The sequence below is a fragment of the Streptomyces sp. NPDC014891 genome (assembly GCF_043081085.1).
Lineage (GTDB): Bacteria > Actinomycetota > Actinomycetes > Streptomycetales > Streptomycetaceae > Streptomyces.
The window spans coordinates 223,464-237,981 of the sequence record NZ_JBIBWF010000009.1 but is presented as its reverse complement, the minus strand read 5'-3'; the positions used below and the strand labels follow the sequence as shown (position 1 = coordinate 237,981).

Genomic DNA, 14,518 nt, shown 5'->3' with positions numbered 1-14,518 from the left:
CCCGGGCCTCCGGGCCTCCGGGAAGACTCGCCGAGAGCCCTGCCGGAAGCCCCGCCGGGAGGCGTTCCCATCAAGTGGGACGGCTGGCACACTCACGTAAGTGACCCGCACCCCCGGCGCCCCTGACGCCACCCTGCCCGCCCCCATATCCGGCTCCGTCACCGACGCCGAGCTCCCCGCGCTGCGCCGCCGCGTCCAGGCCGTGCTCGTCGCCACCCAGATCCTCGGGGGCCTCGGCATCGCCACCGGCGTCGCGCTCGCCGCCGTACTCGCCAGGGACGTCAGCGGCTCCGAGGCGCTCTCCGGTCTCGCGTCGACGGCCACCGTCGCCGGGCCCGCGCTGCTCGCCATGCCGCTGGCCGCCCTGATGGCCTCGCGGGGCCGCCGGGCCGGCCTCGTCCTCGCGTACCTCATCGGCGCGGTCGGCGCCGGCGTCACCGTGCTCGGGGCGGTCGCCGGGAGCTTCCCCCTCCTGCTCCTCGGCCTCGTGGGCTTCGGTTCGGGGTCCTCGGCCAACCTGGCGGCCCGCTTCGCCGCCGCCGACCTCGCCGAGCCGGACCGCAGGGCGCGGGCCATCTCCACCGTCGTGTGGGCGACCACCGTCGGGGCCGTCCTCGGCCCGAACATCGCCGCTCCGGCCGGCCGGAGCGTCGCGGGCCTCGGCATCCCCGCCACCGCGGGTCCCTTCGTCTGGGCCGCCGGGGTCTTCGTCGTCGCGGCGGTCGTGGTGGCCGTGCTGCTGCGCCCCGACCCCCTCCTCACCGCCCGCGCGATCGACGCGTCCGGCGCGGGCGAGGCCCCGGAGGAACGCTCCCTGCGGGCCGGGCTGCGGGCCGTGCGGGAGTCGCCCAAGGCCCGCCTGGCGGTGGTCACCGTCGCCGGCTCGCACACGGCGATGGTGTCGATCATGTCGATGACACCGGTGGCGCTCACCCACCACGGGGCCGACATCCAGCTGGTCGGGCTGGTGATCAGCGGCCACATCGCCGGCATGTACGCCTTCTCCCCCCTGATGGGCTGGCTGTCCGACCGGTTGGGCAGGCTGTCGGTCATCGGGTTCGCGGTGGGGCTCATCGGCGCGGCGGCGCTCGTCGCGGGCACGGCGGGGCCCAGCCACGGCCGGACCGCCGTCGGCCTGTTCGTCCTCGGCCTGGGCTGGTCGGCGGGTCTGGTGGCCGGTTCGGCGCTGCTCACGGACTCGGTGCCGCAGGCCGCGCGGGCCGCGGTCCAGGGGCTCTCCGACTTCGTGATGAACACCGCCGCCGGCGTCGGCGGCCTCGTGGCGGGCCTGGTCGTGGCGCAGGCGGGCTACGGACCCCTGAACGCGATCGCCGCCTGTCTGCTGCTGCCGGTGGCGGCGCTCGCGATCCGCGGCTCGCTCCGTACGGCGTGAGCCCCCTCGGCCGGGCGGCTCGCTCCGTACGACGTCAGCCCCCTCGGCCGGGCGGCTCGCACCGTACGACGTCAGCCCCCTCTCGGCCGGCCGGTCAGCGGGGCACCGCGGGCGAGGACGCGCCGTCCGCCAGCCGGCGCGGCGCGCCCGTGCCGTCGGCCGGGACGGACCAGATCCCTCCCCCGCGGCCGTACGCGAGCGTCCGCGGATCGGTCCACAGGGCCTGGTCGTCGATGCCCCGCCGCTCGGCGACCGGATGTTCGCGGCCGGTGCGCAGGTCGTACACGTACAGCCGCCACGGCTCCCGGGGACCGTCGGAGACCCGCTTCTTGAACGCGAGCCGGGTGCCGTCCGGGGAGAGCGAGGGGCACTCGGCGTTCTCCCGCAGGGTCCTGGCGGACCAGTTCCGCAGGTCGCCCTCGACGAGACGGGTGCGGCCCCCGGTGGAGACGGTGGCGTAGAAGCGGTTGTCGTCGGCGGCGAAGCTGACGCCCCAGTAGTTGACGTCGGGGGCGTGGTGGCGGCGGCCTCCGACGGTCAGGGGGATCTGCTCGATGTTCTTGACCAGGTAGCCGGTCCGCAGGTCGAGGATCGAGGTCCGGGTGGAGAAGGACGATCGGGCATAGGAGTCGCCGGTCGCGAACAGCGTCCAGGCGAGCACGTTCCCCGAGGCCGACACCCGGGCCCGGCTCGGGATGCCCGGCAGCCCGATCCGGCGCACCTCGCGCAGGCGCCGGTCGAGCACGATCGCGTACGAGCGGGCCGGGACGCCCGGCCTGCGCCGGAGGCAGAGGGCGGTGGACCCGGCCGCGTGGAAGCGGTCGCAGGTGGGGCCGCCCACCACCCGTCCGCCGGGCGCGGCCGGGTCCAGTCGCGCGACGCGGCCGCTCGCGGTGTCCCGTGCGTAGAGCGCGCCGGTGTCGCGGTCGAGGGTGAAGCCGGGGTCGGCGGTCCCGGCGACCGCGGTCTCGCGGCCCGAGGCCGCGCGGAGCGTGTAGGCGGTGGCCCCGCCGCCGAGCAGCAGCAGGGCCAGGACGAGGATCCACACGCGCGTGCGGGTGGACCGGTGGGCGTCGGCCGGTTCGGACACGGTCAGTCGCTCCTCTCGGAGGGCGGGGAGGGAGGGGTGGGCAGGAACCGCGCGGCGCAGCACAGGGCGGCCGTGAGGGCGAGGATCGCGGAGACGAGCGCGGTCTCCGGACCGCTCGCGGTCCAGAGCGCGCCGAACGCGACGGCGGCGCCGAGTCGGGCCACCGCCTGCGCGGTCTGGACGACGGCGAGCCCGCCGGCCTGTCGGCCCTCCGTCAGGAAGGGGCCCGCCAGGGCCATCAGGACGCCGTCGGTGGCGGCGTAGAACACCCCGAGCAGGAGCAGGACGCCGACGAGCACCGCGGGGCCGGGCAGGGGGGTGAGGAGCAGTCCGTAGGCGAGGAGCAGGGCCGCGTGCCCGTACAGGAGGGGTGCCCGCCGCCCGGTCCGGTCGGCGAGGCGGCCGGCGGGGACGGCGAGCAGCAGGTAGACGCCGGCGGCGCCGAGCGGCAGGAACGGGAACCAGGTCGGGTCGAACGCGAGGCGGCGCTGGAGCAGCAGGTACAGGAAGGCGTCGCCGACGGTGGCGGCGCCGAGGATGCCGGCGCAGAGCACGATCCGCCGGTACCCGGGAACCCGCAGCCCGCCGAGCGGCCCGTCGAAGCGGCGGAGGAGGCCGCCACGCGCGCGTGGCTCGGCCGCGACGGCAGACGTCCGCGGGGCGGGACCCCGGCGCCGGCCGGGGACGAGGAGCATCCACAGCAGGACGCCGAACACCCCGACGCAGAGGCTGACCGCGAAGACGGCGTCGTACGCGTCGGCCGTCGCCCACAGCAGGGCGAAGGCGGCCAACGGGCCGAGGAGGGCGCCGGTGGTGTCCATGGCCCGGTGGGTGCCGAACGCCCGGCCCAGGTCCTCGGGCGGGCTGTGCAGGGTGATGAGGGCGTCGCGCGGGGCGGTGCGGACGCCCTTGCCGAGCCGGTCGGCGGCGAGCGCGGCGGCGATCCAGCCGGTGGCGCCGCCGGCCAGCAGGAGACCGAGCCGGGAGCAGGCGGACAGGGCGTATCCGAGGCCGCCGACCTCCTTGTGGCGGCCTCCGCGGTCGGCGGCGGCGCCGCCGAGGAGCCGTACGAGCGCGGTCGCGCCGGTGGAGAGGCCGTCGAGCAGCCCGAACTGGAGGGGTGAGAGACCGAGTCCGAGGACGAGGTAGAGCGGCAGGACCGCGGTCACCATCTCGGAGGAGACGTCGGTGACCAGGCTGACCGCGCCGAGGGCGAGGACGGTGCCGGGGACGCGCCGCCGGACCCCCGAGGGGGCGGGCGGCGCGTCCGGGCGACCGGTGGTCGCGAGGTACATCAGTGGCAGGTGTAGGACGGGCCGGAGTCCTTCACCTGGTTGTCGGTGCCGACGTACTGCCAGGTGTAGGTGGTGTCGGTCAGGTCCAGCTTCAGGACGCCGTAGGGACCGCTGATCCGCTTCTGGCTGTGGGGCTGGACGGTCTCGATGTCGTAGGGCTCGGCGCCGCCCATGCCGCCGACGATCTCGACGATGCCGTCGGCGGTGGCCCGCCCGTCGGGGTCCTGCGGGGCGAAGCGCTCGTAGTGGTGGTCGTGGCCGTTGAGCACCAGGTCGGCCCCGGCGTTGTAGAGGATCTGCCAGACCGGCTTGGAGACGGGGTCGTTGCCGTGGCCGCCGGAGGAGTACAGCGGGTGGTGGAAGTAGGCGGCGACGCAGCCCCTGGTGTTCCGCGCGAGGTCGTCCTTGAGCCACTGGATCTGCGCGGCGTCGTCGAAGGAGTTGGAGTCGAGCGCGACGAAGTGCCAGTTGCCCTGGTCGTAGCTGTAGTACGGCTTGCCCTGCGGGTAGGCGATCGCGCCGAAGTAGGACTTGTAGCCGGCGAGCGGGCCGGCCGGGTCGTAGGTCTCGTGGTTGCCGGGGACGGGTCGGGTCTTCGCCTTGAAGGCGCCCCAGGACTTGTCGTAGTAGGCGCGGAAGTCGGAGAGCAGGGCGTCGTCGTACTGGTTGTCGCCCATCGTCAGGTAGAAGGACGGCGCGATCCGCTGGGCCAGGGCCGCGGTCTTGGGGTGGGCGCAGGAGCTGCTGGAGGCCGTGCACTGCGCGGCGATGTCGCCGGCCGCGACGACGGTGAAGGCGCCGGTGGGCGGCTCCGTGGTGCCGGTGGTGCCGTAGACCTCCACCGAGAAGAGCGAGTAGCCGTACGAGGTGCCGCGGGCGGTCCCGTACACGCGGAGGTGGCGGCCGCGGCCGGTGAGGCCGGTCCAGTCGTCCGTCCCGCCGTTCCCCGCGGTCTCGGTGGCGAGGCGGGTCCAGGTGGTGCCGTCGGCGGAGATCTCGACGCGGTAGGCCTTGGCGTACGCGGCCTCCCAGACGAGCTTGACGCGGGAGACGGTGGCCGAGGGGCCGAGGTCGACCCGGATCCACTGGGGGTCGACGCCTTCGGCGCTGGCCCAGCGGGTGGCGGAGACGCCGTCGAAGGCCTTCTCCGGGCCGAGGGTGCCGTCCTCGATGGAGGAGGAGGTGGCGGGGCGTCCCTGGGAGATCAGGACGTCGGCGGCGGCGCCCGCCCGGTCCGGGAGGGCGAGCAGGAGTCCGCCGACGAGCAGCAGCACGGCGGCGAGGACGAAGGGGAGGGGGGTCGTGGTGCGGCGAGGTGGGGCGGAGGCGTTCAGGCGCATACCTGGGCTCCCTGGCCTGGGGGTCGGCGAGAGCTGGACACCGGTGCGGCGCACCCCGGGTCGTCGCACGACGGCGGGCCGGGGCGCCCGTGCCGTGGGTGCGGACACGGGCGACCGGCCGGGTGGCGATTCGGGCGCCACGCGGCGGAGGGTGCTCGGCGGCCGGGTCAGAGCTCTCGCTGAGCGCGTCACGCCCCTGCGAGGGGGCGCCGCGCCGAGCCGCTGCCGGGATGCTAGCGGATAGGAAGGTTTCCTACCAGACCTCGACTCCCGGCGTGGGCAGGCGAGTTCAGGGGCGACCGGGGCCGGCCTCCGGGGGCCCGAGCGGCCCCCGGGGACCGGAGCGCGCCACGAGGCGCGGGGGTGCTCAGAGGCTGATGTGGTACGCCTTGCGCAGCGTCTCGTGCACGGTCCAGGTCGTCCGGTCGCCCTCGCGCAGCACACAGGCGTCGCCCGGCCCGAGCTCCAGCACGGCTCCCCCCTCGACGGCGACGGTCGCCCGGCCGGAGACCACCACGAAGAGCTCGTTGGCCTCCGTGTCGGTGACGACGCCGGGCGTGATCTGCCAGATGCCGCGCAGCTGCTTGCCGTCGGCGGACTCCCACAGCACCTTGCCGGTCACCTCGGGCGTGCCGGAGACGATCTGGGCGGGGTCGAGCGGCTCGACCTCGAGCTCCGCGTCGGGGATGTGCACGGCGAAGGAAGGCTGGTCATGTGTCGTCATGGGCGGTGACTGTAGCGGGGGTCCGGGGCTGCCCCGAGACCGGGACCGGGTGGACCGAAGCCCTCCGTTTCGCCTTCCACCAGGGACGATGCCCGGAACCCCGGACGACGACGAAATCCGCACGAGCCCTTGGGCGCAGCGCCGGACGGGTGGCGCGGCCGCTCCGGACGGGCCCGCCGGGCGGCCCGTGACGGAATCCGAAGGAGCCTCGGCCGGGTGGCCGATGCCCGCCGCCGAGGTTTGCCGGGCTCGTCGCCGCGCCAGGAATGGGACATGTCCACACAGGTGTCCGAAGAGGTACGCGAGGCGCTCCACGCGGGGCGTCCCGTCGTCGCGCTGGAGTCGACGATCATCGCCCACGGCCTGCCGCGCCCGCGGAACCTGGCGGTGGCCCTGGAGCTGGAGGAGCTGGTGCGGGCCGGGGGCGCCGCGCCCGCCACGATCGCCGTCGTCGACGGCACCGCCAGGGTCGGTCTCGACCGGGCGGCGCTGACCCGGATCGCCGAGGACCCGGAGGTGCGGAAGCTGGGTCACCGCGACCTCGCCCCGGCCCTGGCGACCGGCGCCACGGGGGCGACGACGGTGTCGGCGACGGCCTGGCTCGCGGACGCGGCCGGGGTGCGGGTGTTCGCGACCGGCGGCCTCGGCGGGGTGCACCGCGAGTGGACCGAGACGCAGGACGAGTCCGCCGACCTGCGGCTGCTCGCCCGGGTGGGGACCACCGTCGTGTGCGCCGGGGTGAAGTCGATCCTCGACGTCCCCGCGACGCTCCAGCGCCTGGAGACGCTCGGCGTGACGGTCGCCGGGTACGGCACGGACCGCTTCCCCGGCTTCTACCTCGCCTCCTCGGGCGAGCCGGTCGACTGGACGCTCGGGAGCCCGGAGGCGGTGGCCGCGGTGATACGGGCCCAGGACCGGCTCGGCGGGCCGCGGGCGGCACTGATCGTGGCCAACCCGGTGCCGGTGGCGGAGCAGCTGGACCCCGCGCTGCACGACCGGGTGCTCGCGAGCGGCCTCGCGGCGGCGAAGGAGAAGGGGATCACCGGGCAGGCAGTGACGCCGTTCCTGCTCGAATACCTGACGGTCCACACGGAGGGCGCGTCCCTGGAGGCCAACCTGGCGGCGGTACGGGGCAACGTGCGGCTCGCGGCGGCGATCGCGGCGGCCTACGCGACGCCGGCCGGGGACGGGGGAACGCCGTCTACGGGTGGGGGAACGCCGTCCGCGGGCGGGGAGGCAAAGTCCTCAGATGCAACGCCGTCCGCGAGCGGGGGGGCAGCGTCTGCCGGCCGGGGAACGCCGCCTGCGGGCGGGGCGACGCCGTCGACGGGCGCGGGAACGTCGGCCGCGGACGGCGACGCGCCGGCTGGGGGCGCGGGAACGCCGGCGGCGGACGCCTCCCCCGGCTCGGCCGGCCGGTGAACCCGGCGGCGGGTGCGCTGCTCGTCGTCGGGGACGTGGTCACGGACGTCGTGGCCCGGCACCGCACTCCGCTGGCACCCGCGACCGACACGGCCGCGGAGATACGGACCCTGCCGGGCGGCGCCGGAGCCAACGCCGCCTGCTGGGCGGCTCGTTCCGGCTGTCCCGACGTACGCGTCCTCGGTCGGGTGGGGTCGGACGCGGCCGACTGGCACGAGCGGGCGCTGCGGCGCGCGGCCGTGCGGCCCCTGCTCGTCCGGGACACGGAGGCGGCGACGGCCACGGTGATCGCGCTCGTGGACGCGTCGGCGGAGCGCACCTTCCTCACCGACAGCGGCGCCGTCCTGCGCCTCTCCCCCGGCGACTGGTCGGCCGGCCTGCTCGACGGGGTGGCCCGGCTGCACCTCTCCGGCTACCTGTTCTTCGCCGCGCCGAGCCGCGCGACCGCCCGGCTGGCGCTGCGGGACGCCCGGGAGGCGGGGGTGCCGGTGAGCGTGGACCCGGCGTCCGCGGGGTTCCTGGCGGAGCTGGGGACGGACCGCTTCCTCGCCGCGGCGTCGGGTGCGGAGACCCTGCTGCCCAACGCGGACGAGGCCACCGCCCTCACCGGCCACGCGGAACCGGAGGCCGCGGCCGCCGGGTTGAGCCGTCGCTTCCCGCTGGTCGTGGTGACGCTCGGGGCGGCGGGGGCGCTGGTCGCCGAGGGCGGCGCGGTGATCGCGCGCGTGGCGGCGCCCGCGGCGCGGCCGGTGGACTCCACGGGAGCGGGCGACGCGTTCACCGGCGCCTTCCTGGCGGCCCGGCTCGCGGGCGCGGACCCCGTCAAGGCCGCGGAGGCGGGCTGCCGGGCCGGTGCGGAGGCGGTCGCGGTGGTCGGCGGAAGACCGCCGACAGGTCCGGCGGATGCGGGCGGTCCCGACGGGTGAGGGGCGCGCCCGGCCGACGCCCGTTCAGTACGTCCCCCGGCCGACGCCCCGAGGCACGTCGCCCGGCCCCCCGCACCCGCCCCGGCTAACGGCCGAGGCCCGTCCAGGCCGGATGGCGCGGGTCGTCGGCCCGGACGACGACGTCGGCGGTCCCCGCGGGGTCGACCTCCGCCTCGTACCGTGCGAACGCGGGCAGCGTCCAGCTCTCCTCGGTCCGCCGGGCGAGGGCGGCGGGCGAGAGCCGCAGGTGCACGGAGAGATCGAAGGGGAACCAGTGCCCCAGGAGGAAGGGCCCGTGCAGGACCAGGACCCCGCCGGGCGGCAGCGTCACGTACGGGCTGCGGGTCGCGCGGTCCTTCACCGGGTCCCAGAGGTCGGGCAGCACCCGCCCGGAGCCGTCGGGCTCCAGCGGACCGAAGACCTCCCGCCACAGCGCCCCGGTGTCGGTCCATCCGCTGTAGTACGCGTCGGGGTCCTGCTTGCCGTACTCGTAGCGGAGCGAGGCGGGCCGCAGGAAGCCGTCGGTGCCCACGAGGTGGACCGCCCGCCCGCGCCCGCGCAGGGCCTCGGCGAGGAGCCCGGCGAGCCGGTCCCCGGGCGCGGCGGGCGGCCCGTCGATGCCGACCTTGAGCCAGGACCCGCCCGCCGCCGGGTCGTCGAGGTGGCCGGCGAGCGCCTCCGCCACCCGCTCCCAGGTGATCGCCTCGTATCGCGTTCCGCTCATCCGGTCATCCTGCCCGCAGGTGCCCCGGGCCGTCGTCCCCGGGGCCGCCAAGGGGTACCGCGAGCCGTTCGGCGGGCGCCCGCACGGTGGTGCCGGGCTGCTCCCGGTCAGTCTGCCGCCGCCGGGCCGGCGGGTGCGAACCGCCCGCCGGGCCAAGGAGGACGGCGCCGGGCAACAGGATCCGCCCCCAGGCGTCCCCACCCCCAGCCCCAGCCCCAGCCCCGGCCCCGGCCCCGGGCCGTACCTCCTGGCTTGACCTTGCCCTTGGCGTCATGGTTCGAGCATCGGATGCATGACCACCGAAACCACGCACACCACCGCGCCCGCCAGGGTCGTCCTCGTCACCGGAGCGGGCACCGGCATCGGGCGGGCCACCGCCCGCGCCTTCGCCGGGCAGGGGGCGACGGTCGTCGCCGTCGGCCGCCGCGCGGCGCCTCTGCGGGAGACCGCCGAGGGGCACCCGGGCATCCACCCGCTCACCGCCGACGTGACGGCGGAGGGCGCCCCCGAGGAGACCGTCCGTGCCGCGCTCGCGTCGCACGGACGGCTCGACGTCCTCGTCAACAACGCGGGGATCGCCGCGGGCGGGCCGCTGGACACCCTCGACCGCTCCGTGATCACCCCGCTCCTGGAGACGAACCTCGTCGCCCCGGTCCTGCTGACCCGTGCCGCGCTCCCTGCGCTCCGGGAGTCCCGGGGCGTCGTGGTGAACGTGACGACGACCGTCGGTCAGCGCGGCTGGCCCGGCAACTCCGTCTATCCGGCGACCAAGAGCGCCCTGGAGACGCTGACCCGCTGCTGGGCGGTGGAACTCGCGCCCGAAGGGGTCCGGGTGGTGGCGGTCGCCCCCGGGGCCGTCGAGACCCCGATCGCCGACCACATGGGGCTCTCCCCGGAGCGGCGGGCGGCGCTCCGCGCCTGGCAGCTCGCGCACACCCCGCTCGGCCGGGTCGGCCGGCCCGAGGAGGTCGCCTGGGCGATCACCTCGCTCGCCGCCCCGGAAGCCGCGTTCCTGACCGGCACCGTCCTGCCCGTCGACGGGGGTGCGCTGGTCGCGTGATACGACTGCGGGAGGAGGTGGCGTCCTTGCGCATCGGTGAACTGGCCCGGCGGACCGGCGTGTCGCCGCGCGCCCTGCGCCACTACGAGGCGGCGGGGCTGATCGCCTCGGACCGCGCGGCCAACGGATACCGGGTGTACGGCGCGGACGCGGTGACGCGCGTGTCGAACATCCGGCACCTCCTGGAAGCCGGCCTCACCCTGGACGACGTGTCCGCCTTCCGTTCCTGTCTGGACGGTGACGTGGCCTCGGCCCCGCCGTCCCCCCGCGGCCTGGAGATCGCCCGCGAGCGGCTGGCGGTCCTCGACGCCCGGATCGCGGCCCAGACCGAGGCCCGGAACCGGCTGGCGCGCCGCCTGGACTCCCTCCCGGCCCCGGCGCGGTCCAGCGTTGCGGACCGTCCCGGCGAGCCCGGCGCGGTCCGGAGGGACGAGATCTAGGCCGGGGTGGCCGCCGCGTGCCGTTCCAGCACCGCGCGCCCCGTCTCGATCGCCTCGGCGAGCGTCAGCCCCCCGTCCGCGAGGGCCCGGCAGGTCGCCGCGTCGGTCCGCAGCCCGGCGTCGGGCGCCTCGCCCGTACCGGCGCCGTACACCCCGTCCCCGTACGACGCGGTGCCGTCGTCGCCGATCCGTACGAAGAACTCCCCTTCGTCCAGGGTCACCTGGACGACTCCGGCCCCCAGTCCGCCGAGCGCCCCGAGGAGCGGGATCGCGTACCAGTGGGCGCGGACGGCGTCGGTGGGGCGCGGCTCCCCGAGGTCGGGCGCCCCCCAGGCGGCGAGGGTGCGCAGCACGGGCAGCAGGCCGCGGCCGCGCGGGGTGAGCTCGTACACGAACGCCGAGGCGGGCGGCGGGAGTCGGCGGCGGGTGACCAGCTCGGCGCCCTCCATGTCCTTGAGACGGCCCGCGAGCATGTCGGTGCTGACGCCGGGGAGATCGGCGTGGAGGTCGGTGTAGCGCCGCGGTCCGGCGAGGAGTTCGCGGACGACGAGCAGGGTCCAGCGGTCGCCGACGAGGTCGAGGGCGCGCGCGGCGGCGCAGTGCTGGTCGTAGCTGCGGCGGCGTTGCTGACGTGGCATGCGACGCAGTCTAGACATGTTGTTGGACTTTCCAAGCTCGAACTTGGTAAAACCAAGCAACACTGATTCCGGGGACGTGGGGAGGTCGGACATGGAGTTCCGGCAGTCGAGCAAGCTCAGCGAGGTCTGCTACGAGATCCGGGGCCCGGTCATCGAGCACGCCAACGCGCTGGAGGAGGCGGGCCACAGCGTCCTGCGCCTCAACACCGGGAACCCGGCCCTCTTCGGCTTCGAGGCGCCCGAGGAGATCGTCCAGGACATGATCCGGATGCTCCCCAAGGCCCACGGGTACACCGACTCGCGCGGCATCCTCTCCGCCCGCCGTGCCGTCGCCCAGCGCTACCAGTCCATGGGCCTGCCGGACGTGGACGTCGACGACATCTACCTCGGCAACGGCGTGTCCGAGCTGATCTCGATGGCCGTCCAGGCCCTCCTGGAGGACGGCGACGAGGTCCTCGTGCCCGCCCCGGACTACCCGCTGTGGACGGCGGTGGTCACGCTCGCGGGCGGCAAGCCCGTGCACTACCTGTGCGACGAGGCGGCCGACTGGTACCCGGACCTCGACGACATGGCGTCGAAGATCACCGACCGCACCAAGGCCGTGGTCGTCATCAACCCGAACAACCCCACCGGTGCCGTCTACCCGCCGGAGGTCCTGGAGGGCATCTTCGAACTCGCCCGCCGCCACGGCCTGATGGTCCTCGCCGACGAGATCTACGACCAGATCGTCTACGACGGGGCCGTCCACCACCCGGCCGCCCGGCTCGCCCCCGACCTGGTCGTCCTCACCTTCGGCGGGCTCTCCAAGACCTACCGGGTGGCGGGGTTCCGCTCCGGCTGGCTGGTCGTCACCGGCCCCAGGCAGCACGCCCGGAACTACCTGGAGGGCCTCACCATGCTGGCCTCCATGCGCCTCTGCCCCAACGCCCCCGCGCAGTACGCCATCCAGGCCGCGCTCGGCGGCAGGCAGTCGATCCACGAGCTGACCGCGCCCGGCGGCAGGCTCCGCGAACAGCGCGACCGGGCCTGGGAGAAGCTCAACGAGATCCCCGGCGTCTCCTGCGTGAAGCCCAAGGGCGCGCTGTACGCCTTCCCGCGCCTCGACCCCGCCGTGCACCGGATCCACGACGACGAGAAGTTCGTCCTCGACCTGCTGCTGCGCGAGAAGATCCAGGTCGTCCAGGGAACGGGCTTCAACTGGCCCCGCCCCGACCACTTCCGCATCCTGACCCTGCCGCACGCCGACGACCTCGACGCCGCGATCAGCCGCATCGGCCGCTTTCTCAGCGGCTACCGGCAGTGACGCGCCGCCCCTCGACTGTCATGATCTGAGGGCCCGAAGATCCTTCGGGCCGACGGACACGGCGGCAGGACGGGAGGGGCGCCCGGTCATGGATGTGGCGCTGATAGCGGTGGCGGGGACCCTGTTGGGCGTCATCGCCACGCACTGGTTCCAGGGGAAGGCCACCGAGCGCAACGCCTCGCTGGCCCGGACCGAACAGCTCCGCCAGGAGCGGATCGCGACCTACAGCGCCTACGCGGGCGCGGTGGTCGACTACCGGCACAGCCAGAACGACCGCTGGTTCCGGGCCACCGAGGAACCGGGATCCGAGGAGGCGGAGGAGTCCCGCCACGCCTCCTACCGGCAGCGGACGGCCGCCCGGCAGGCCCTGTTCCGCGTGCAGCTGGTCTGCGACGACCCGCGGGTCCGGCAGCTGGCCGAGACCGCCTTCGAGCGCACCCACTGCATGCACGAGGCTCGGGGCGAGACCGAGCGGGCCCGGCGCTCGGCGGAGGCGAAGGAGTCGCTCGCCGACTTCATCGCCGCGGCCGCGCCCGGCGTGCGCTGAGCGGGGCCGCCCCATGGACCTCGTCGCACCCGTGGTCGTCGAACCCCTCAAGCGCCGCCGCTGCTCGGAATGCCGGCAGGGGCCCCTGGAGCGGATGATCGTCGAGTTCAACTCCCCGGTCTGCCTCGACTGCGCCGACCTCGGGCATCTCGTCTTCCTCCGGCGGGGCGACACCGCGCTCACCCGCCGGGCCCGCGAGAACAGCGTCCTCTGGGCCGTGGTCGTCCGCCACAACCGGCGCCGCACCCGGTACGAACGCCAGGGCCTGCTCGTGGAGGAGGCGGCGCTCGCCGAGGCGGAGCGGTCCTGCCTGGCGGACGCGGAGGCCCGGGGCAGACGCCGGAACCGGGACGCCGTACGGCGCGCGGCGCTCGACGCGCGGATCACCGAGGTCCTCAGGGCGGAGATCCTCCGGCTCTTCCCCGCCATCCCGGCGGACCGGGCCACGGAGGTCGCCGTCCATGCCTCGGCGAAGGGCAGTGGACGGGTGGGACGCACGGCGGCCGGCCGCTCGCTCGACCGCGGTGCGGTCACGGCCGCCGTGCGCGCCTCGGTCCGGCATGTCGACACGCCCTACGACACCCTGCTGATGCAGGGGCTGCCCCGACACCAGGCCCGGACGAGGGTGGCACCCGCCATCGAGGCGGTGCTCCGGGCCTGGCGCCACGACGGCGAGGACGCCGGAGGCCGGGGGCGGGGCTGACGGCTCGGGTGCCGGCCCACGTCGACCCGGCCACGGGGGCGTGACCGTCAGCCCTGGTCCGCGGCGCGGCGGGCGCGGCGGTACAGCAGGGCGCCGCCGAGCAGCAGGGCGGCGCTCGCGGCGCCCGTGTAGCCGATGCTCTCGGAGCCGGTGGAGGCCAGCGCGACCGTGCTCGTCTCGCCCTGGGGCGCGGGGAGCGGGACGGGCTTCGTCTCGGTCTCGGGCTGCGGAACCGGCACGTTGCGGACGGGGGTCTCCGGGCGCGGAGTCGGGAGCTCGACCGGCGGCGTGGGCTTCGAGGGCCCGTTGACCGACGTGTTGCCGAAGACCGGGTTGAGGATGCCGACCACGTTGACCGAGTTGCCGCTGACGTTCACGGGGAGGTCGACGGGGAGCTGCAGGCCGTTCCCGGAGAGGACGCCGGGCGAGCCCGCGACGTGCGTCTCGGCCGTGGAGCCCCCGCCGTTGGACGATCCGCCGCCGTGCGAACCGCCGGCCTGCTCCCCACCGCGCGGGGTACCGGGCTCGTCCTTGTGGGAGCCGCCCTCGGAGCCGTAGCCGTCGGGCTCCTGCTCGGCGGAGCGGTTGGCACAGCCGTTGCCGAAGGCCGGGTTGAGCAGGCCGACGACGCTGACCGTGTTGCCGCAGACGTTGACCGGCACGTGCACCGGCAGCTGAACCGTGTTGCCGGAGCCGACGCCCGGCGAACCGGCCGCGGCGCCCTGCGCGCCGGCGTCGGCGTGCGCCGCGCCGGCCGAGAGGGCGATCGCCCCACCCGTGACCAACAGTGTGGCCAGACCACTTCGGCGAATCTGCCTCATGGCTTCCTGCCTTCCGGAGGTGTGCGGGCAAGTGCCCGTACCGGAATCAACGCGACAAACGCACGTGCCGGATCCTGCCGTTGACGGGTTTC

General features: G+C 75.4%; 14 protein-coding genes and 1 pseudogene. 8 read left to right on the top strand and 7 right to left on the bottom strand.

Translation table 11 applies throughout. The annotated features are described in order from the left end of the window. Window positions 1-100 precede the first annotated feature (100 nt). A complete protein-coding gene (locus ACF09E_RS25660) occupies window positions 101-1,393 on the top strand; it encodes an MFS transporter (protein WP_392207387.1) in 1,293 nt (430 codons plus the stop codon). 94 nt (window positions 1,394-1,487) lie between these two features. Here the strand turns inward: ACF09E_RS25660 and ACF09E_RS25655 are convergent, their stop codons facing one another. The 4 genes from ACF09E_RS25655 to ACF09E_RS25640 form a co-directional block, all read right to left on the bottom strand. Further along, a complete protein-coding gene (locus ACF09E_RS25655; protein WP_392207624.1) occupies window positions 1,488-2,489 on the bottom strand; it encodes a hypothetical protein in 1,002 nt (333 codons plus the stop codon). Continuing rightward, window positions 2,486-3,778: an MFS transporter gene (locus ACF09E_RS25650; protein WP_392207385.1), complete on the bottom strand. Its 1,293-nt coding sequence runs from the start codon at window positions 3,776-3,778 to the stop codon at window positions 2,486-2,488. Before ACF09E_RS25650 ends, ACF09E_RS25655 begins: the two co-directional genes overlap by 4 nt. Next, a complete protein-coding gene (locus tag ACF09E_RS25645) occupies window positions 3,778-5,118 on the bottom strand; it encodes a discoidin domain-containing protein (protein WP_392207383.1) in 1,341 nt (446 codons plus the stop codon). Before ACF09E_RS25645 ends, ACF09E_RS25650 begins: the two co-directional genes overlap by 1 nt. A gap of 367 nt (window positions 5,119-5,485) precedes the next feature. After that, on the bottom strand, window positions 5,486-5,842 hold the full coding sequence (locus tag ACF09E_RS25640; RefSeq protein ID WP_361862215.1) for a cupin domain-containing protein: 357 nt from the start codon (window positions 5,840-5,842) through the stop codon (window positions 5,486-5,488). Window positions 5,843-6,115: 273 nt separating this feature from the next. On the opposite strand from ACF09E_RS25640, the pseudogene ACF09E_RS25635 reads away from it, so the two are divergent. Together ACF09E_RS25635 and ACF09E_RS25630 are read left to right on the top strand one after the other, a co-directional pair. Beyond that, a pseudogene (locus ACF09E_RS25635) lies at window positions 6,116-7,015 on the top strand (pseudouridine-5'-phosphate glycosidase); the annotation flags it as partial. Between the two features lie 245 nt (window positions 7,016-7,260). Then, the gene (locus tag ACF09E_RS25630) at window positions 7,261-8,190 is read left to right on the top strand and encodes a carbohydrate kinase family protein (RefSeq protein WP_392207381.1); all 930 of its coding nucleotides are present in this window, start codon (window positions 7,261-7,263) and stop codon (window positions 8,188-8,190) included. Between the two features lie 85 nt (window positions 8,191-8,275). Here the strand turns inward: ACF09E_RS25630 and ACF09E_RS25625 are convergent, their stop codons facing one another. Continuing rightward, window positions 8,276-8,914, bottom strand: a complete 639-nt coding sequence (locus ACF09E_RS25625; RefSeq protein ID WP_392207379.1) for a uridine kinase — start codon at window positions 8,912-8,914, stop codon at window positions 8,276-8,278. 292 nt (window positions 8,915-9,206) lie between these two features. Between ACF09E_RS25625 and ACF09E_RS25620 the strand changes: the two genes are divergently transcribed. Next, window positions 9,207-9,974 (top strand): SDR family NAD(P)-dependent oxidoreductase, encoded by a 768-nt coding sequence (locus ACF09E_RS25620; RefSeq protein WP_392207377.1) that lies wholly within the window; start codon window positions 9,207-9,209, stop codon window positions 9,972-9,974. A 26-nt stretch (window positions 9,975-10,000) separates the two neighbouring features. Further along, entirely contained in the window at window positions 10,001-10,414 is a 414-nt protein-coding gene (locus ACF09E_RS25615) for a MerR family transcriptional regulator (protein WP_392207375.1), read from the top strand. Here ACF09E_RS25615 and ACF09E_RS25610 read toward each other — a convergent pair. Next, window positions 10,411-11,052 (bottom strand): winged helix-turn-helix transcriptional regulator, encoded by a 642-nt coding sequence (locus ACF09E_RS25610; protein WP_392207373.1) that lies wholly within the window; start codon window positions 11,050-11,052, stop codon window positions 10,411-10,413. The genes ACF09E_RS25615 and ACF09E_RS25610 overlap by 4 nt on opposite strands. 91 nt (window positions 11,053-11,143) lie before the next feature. On the opposite strand from ACF09E_RS25610, the gene ACF09E_RS25605 reads away from it, so the two are divergent. From ACF09E_RS25605 to ACF09E_RS25595, 3 genes are all read left to right on the top strand, one after another. After that, complete coding sequence (locus ACF09E_RS25605; RefSeq protein WP_361855245.1) at window positions 11,144-12,355, top strand: pyridoxal phosphate-dependent aminotransferase; 1,212 nt, start codon at window positions 11,144-11,146, stop codon at window positions 12,353-12,355. 88 nt (window positions 12,356-12,443) lie between these two features. Continuing rightward, window positions 12,444-12,902, top strand: a complete 459-nt coding sequence (locus ACF09E_RS25600) for a hypothetical protein (protein ID WP_392207371.1) — start codon at window positions 12,444-12,446, stop codon at window positions 12,900-12,902. Window positions 12,903-12,915: 13 nt separating this feature from the next. Beyond that, the gene (locus tag ACF09E_RS25595) at window positions 12,916-13,605 is read left to right on the top strand and encodes a DUF2293 domain-containing protein (RefSeq protein WP_392207369.1); all 690 of its coding nucleotides are present in this window, start codon (window positions 12,916-12,918) and stop codon (window positions 13,603-13,605) included. Between the two features lie 47 nt (window positions 13,606-13,652). Here the strand turns inward: ACF09E_RS25595 and ACF09E_RS25590 are convergent, their stop codons facing one another. Next, window positions 13,653-14,426 (bottom strand): chaplin, encoded by a 774-nt coding sequence (locus ACF09E_RS25590; RefSeq protein WP_392207367.1) that lies wholly within the window; start codon window positions 14,424-14,426, stop codon window positions 13,653-13,655. Between the last annotated feature and the right edge of the window lie 92 nt (window positions 14,427-14,518).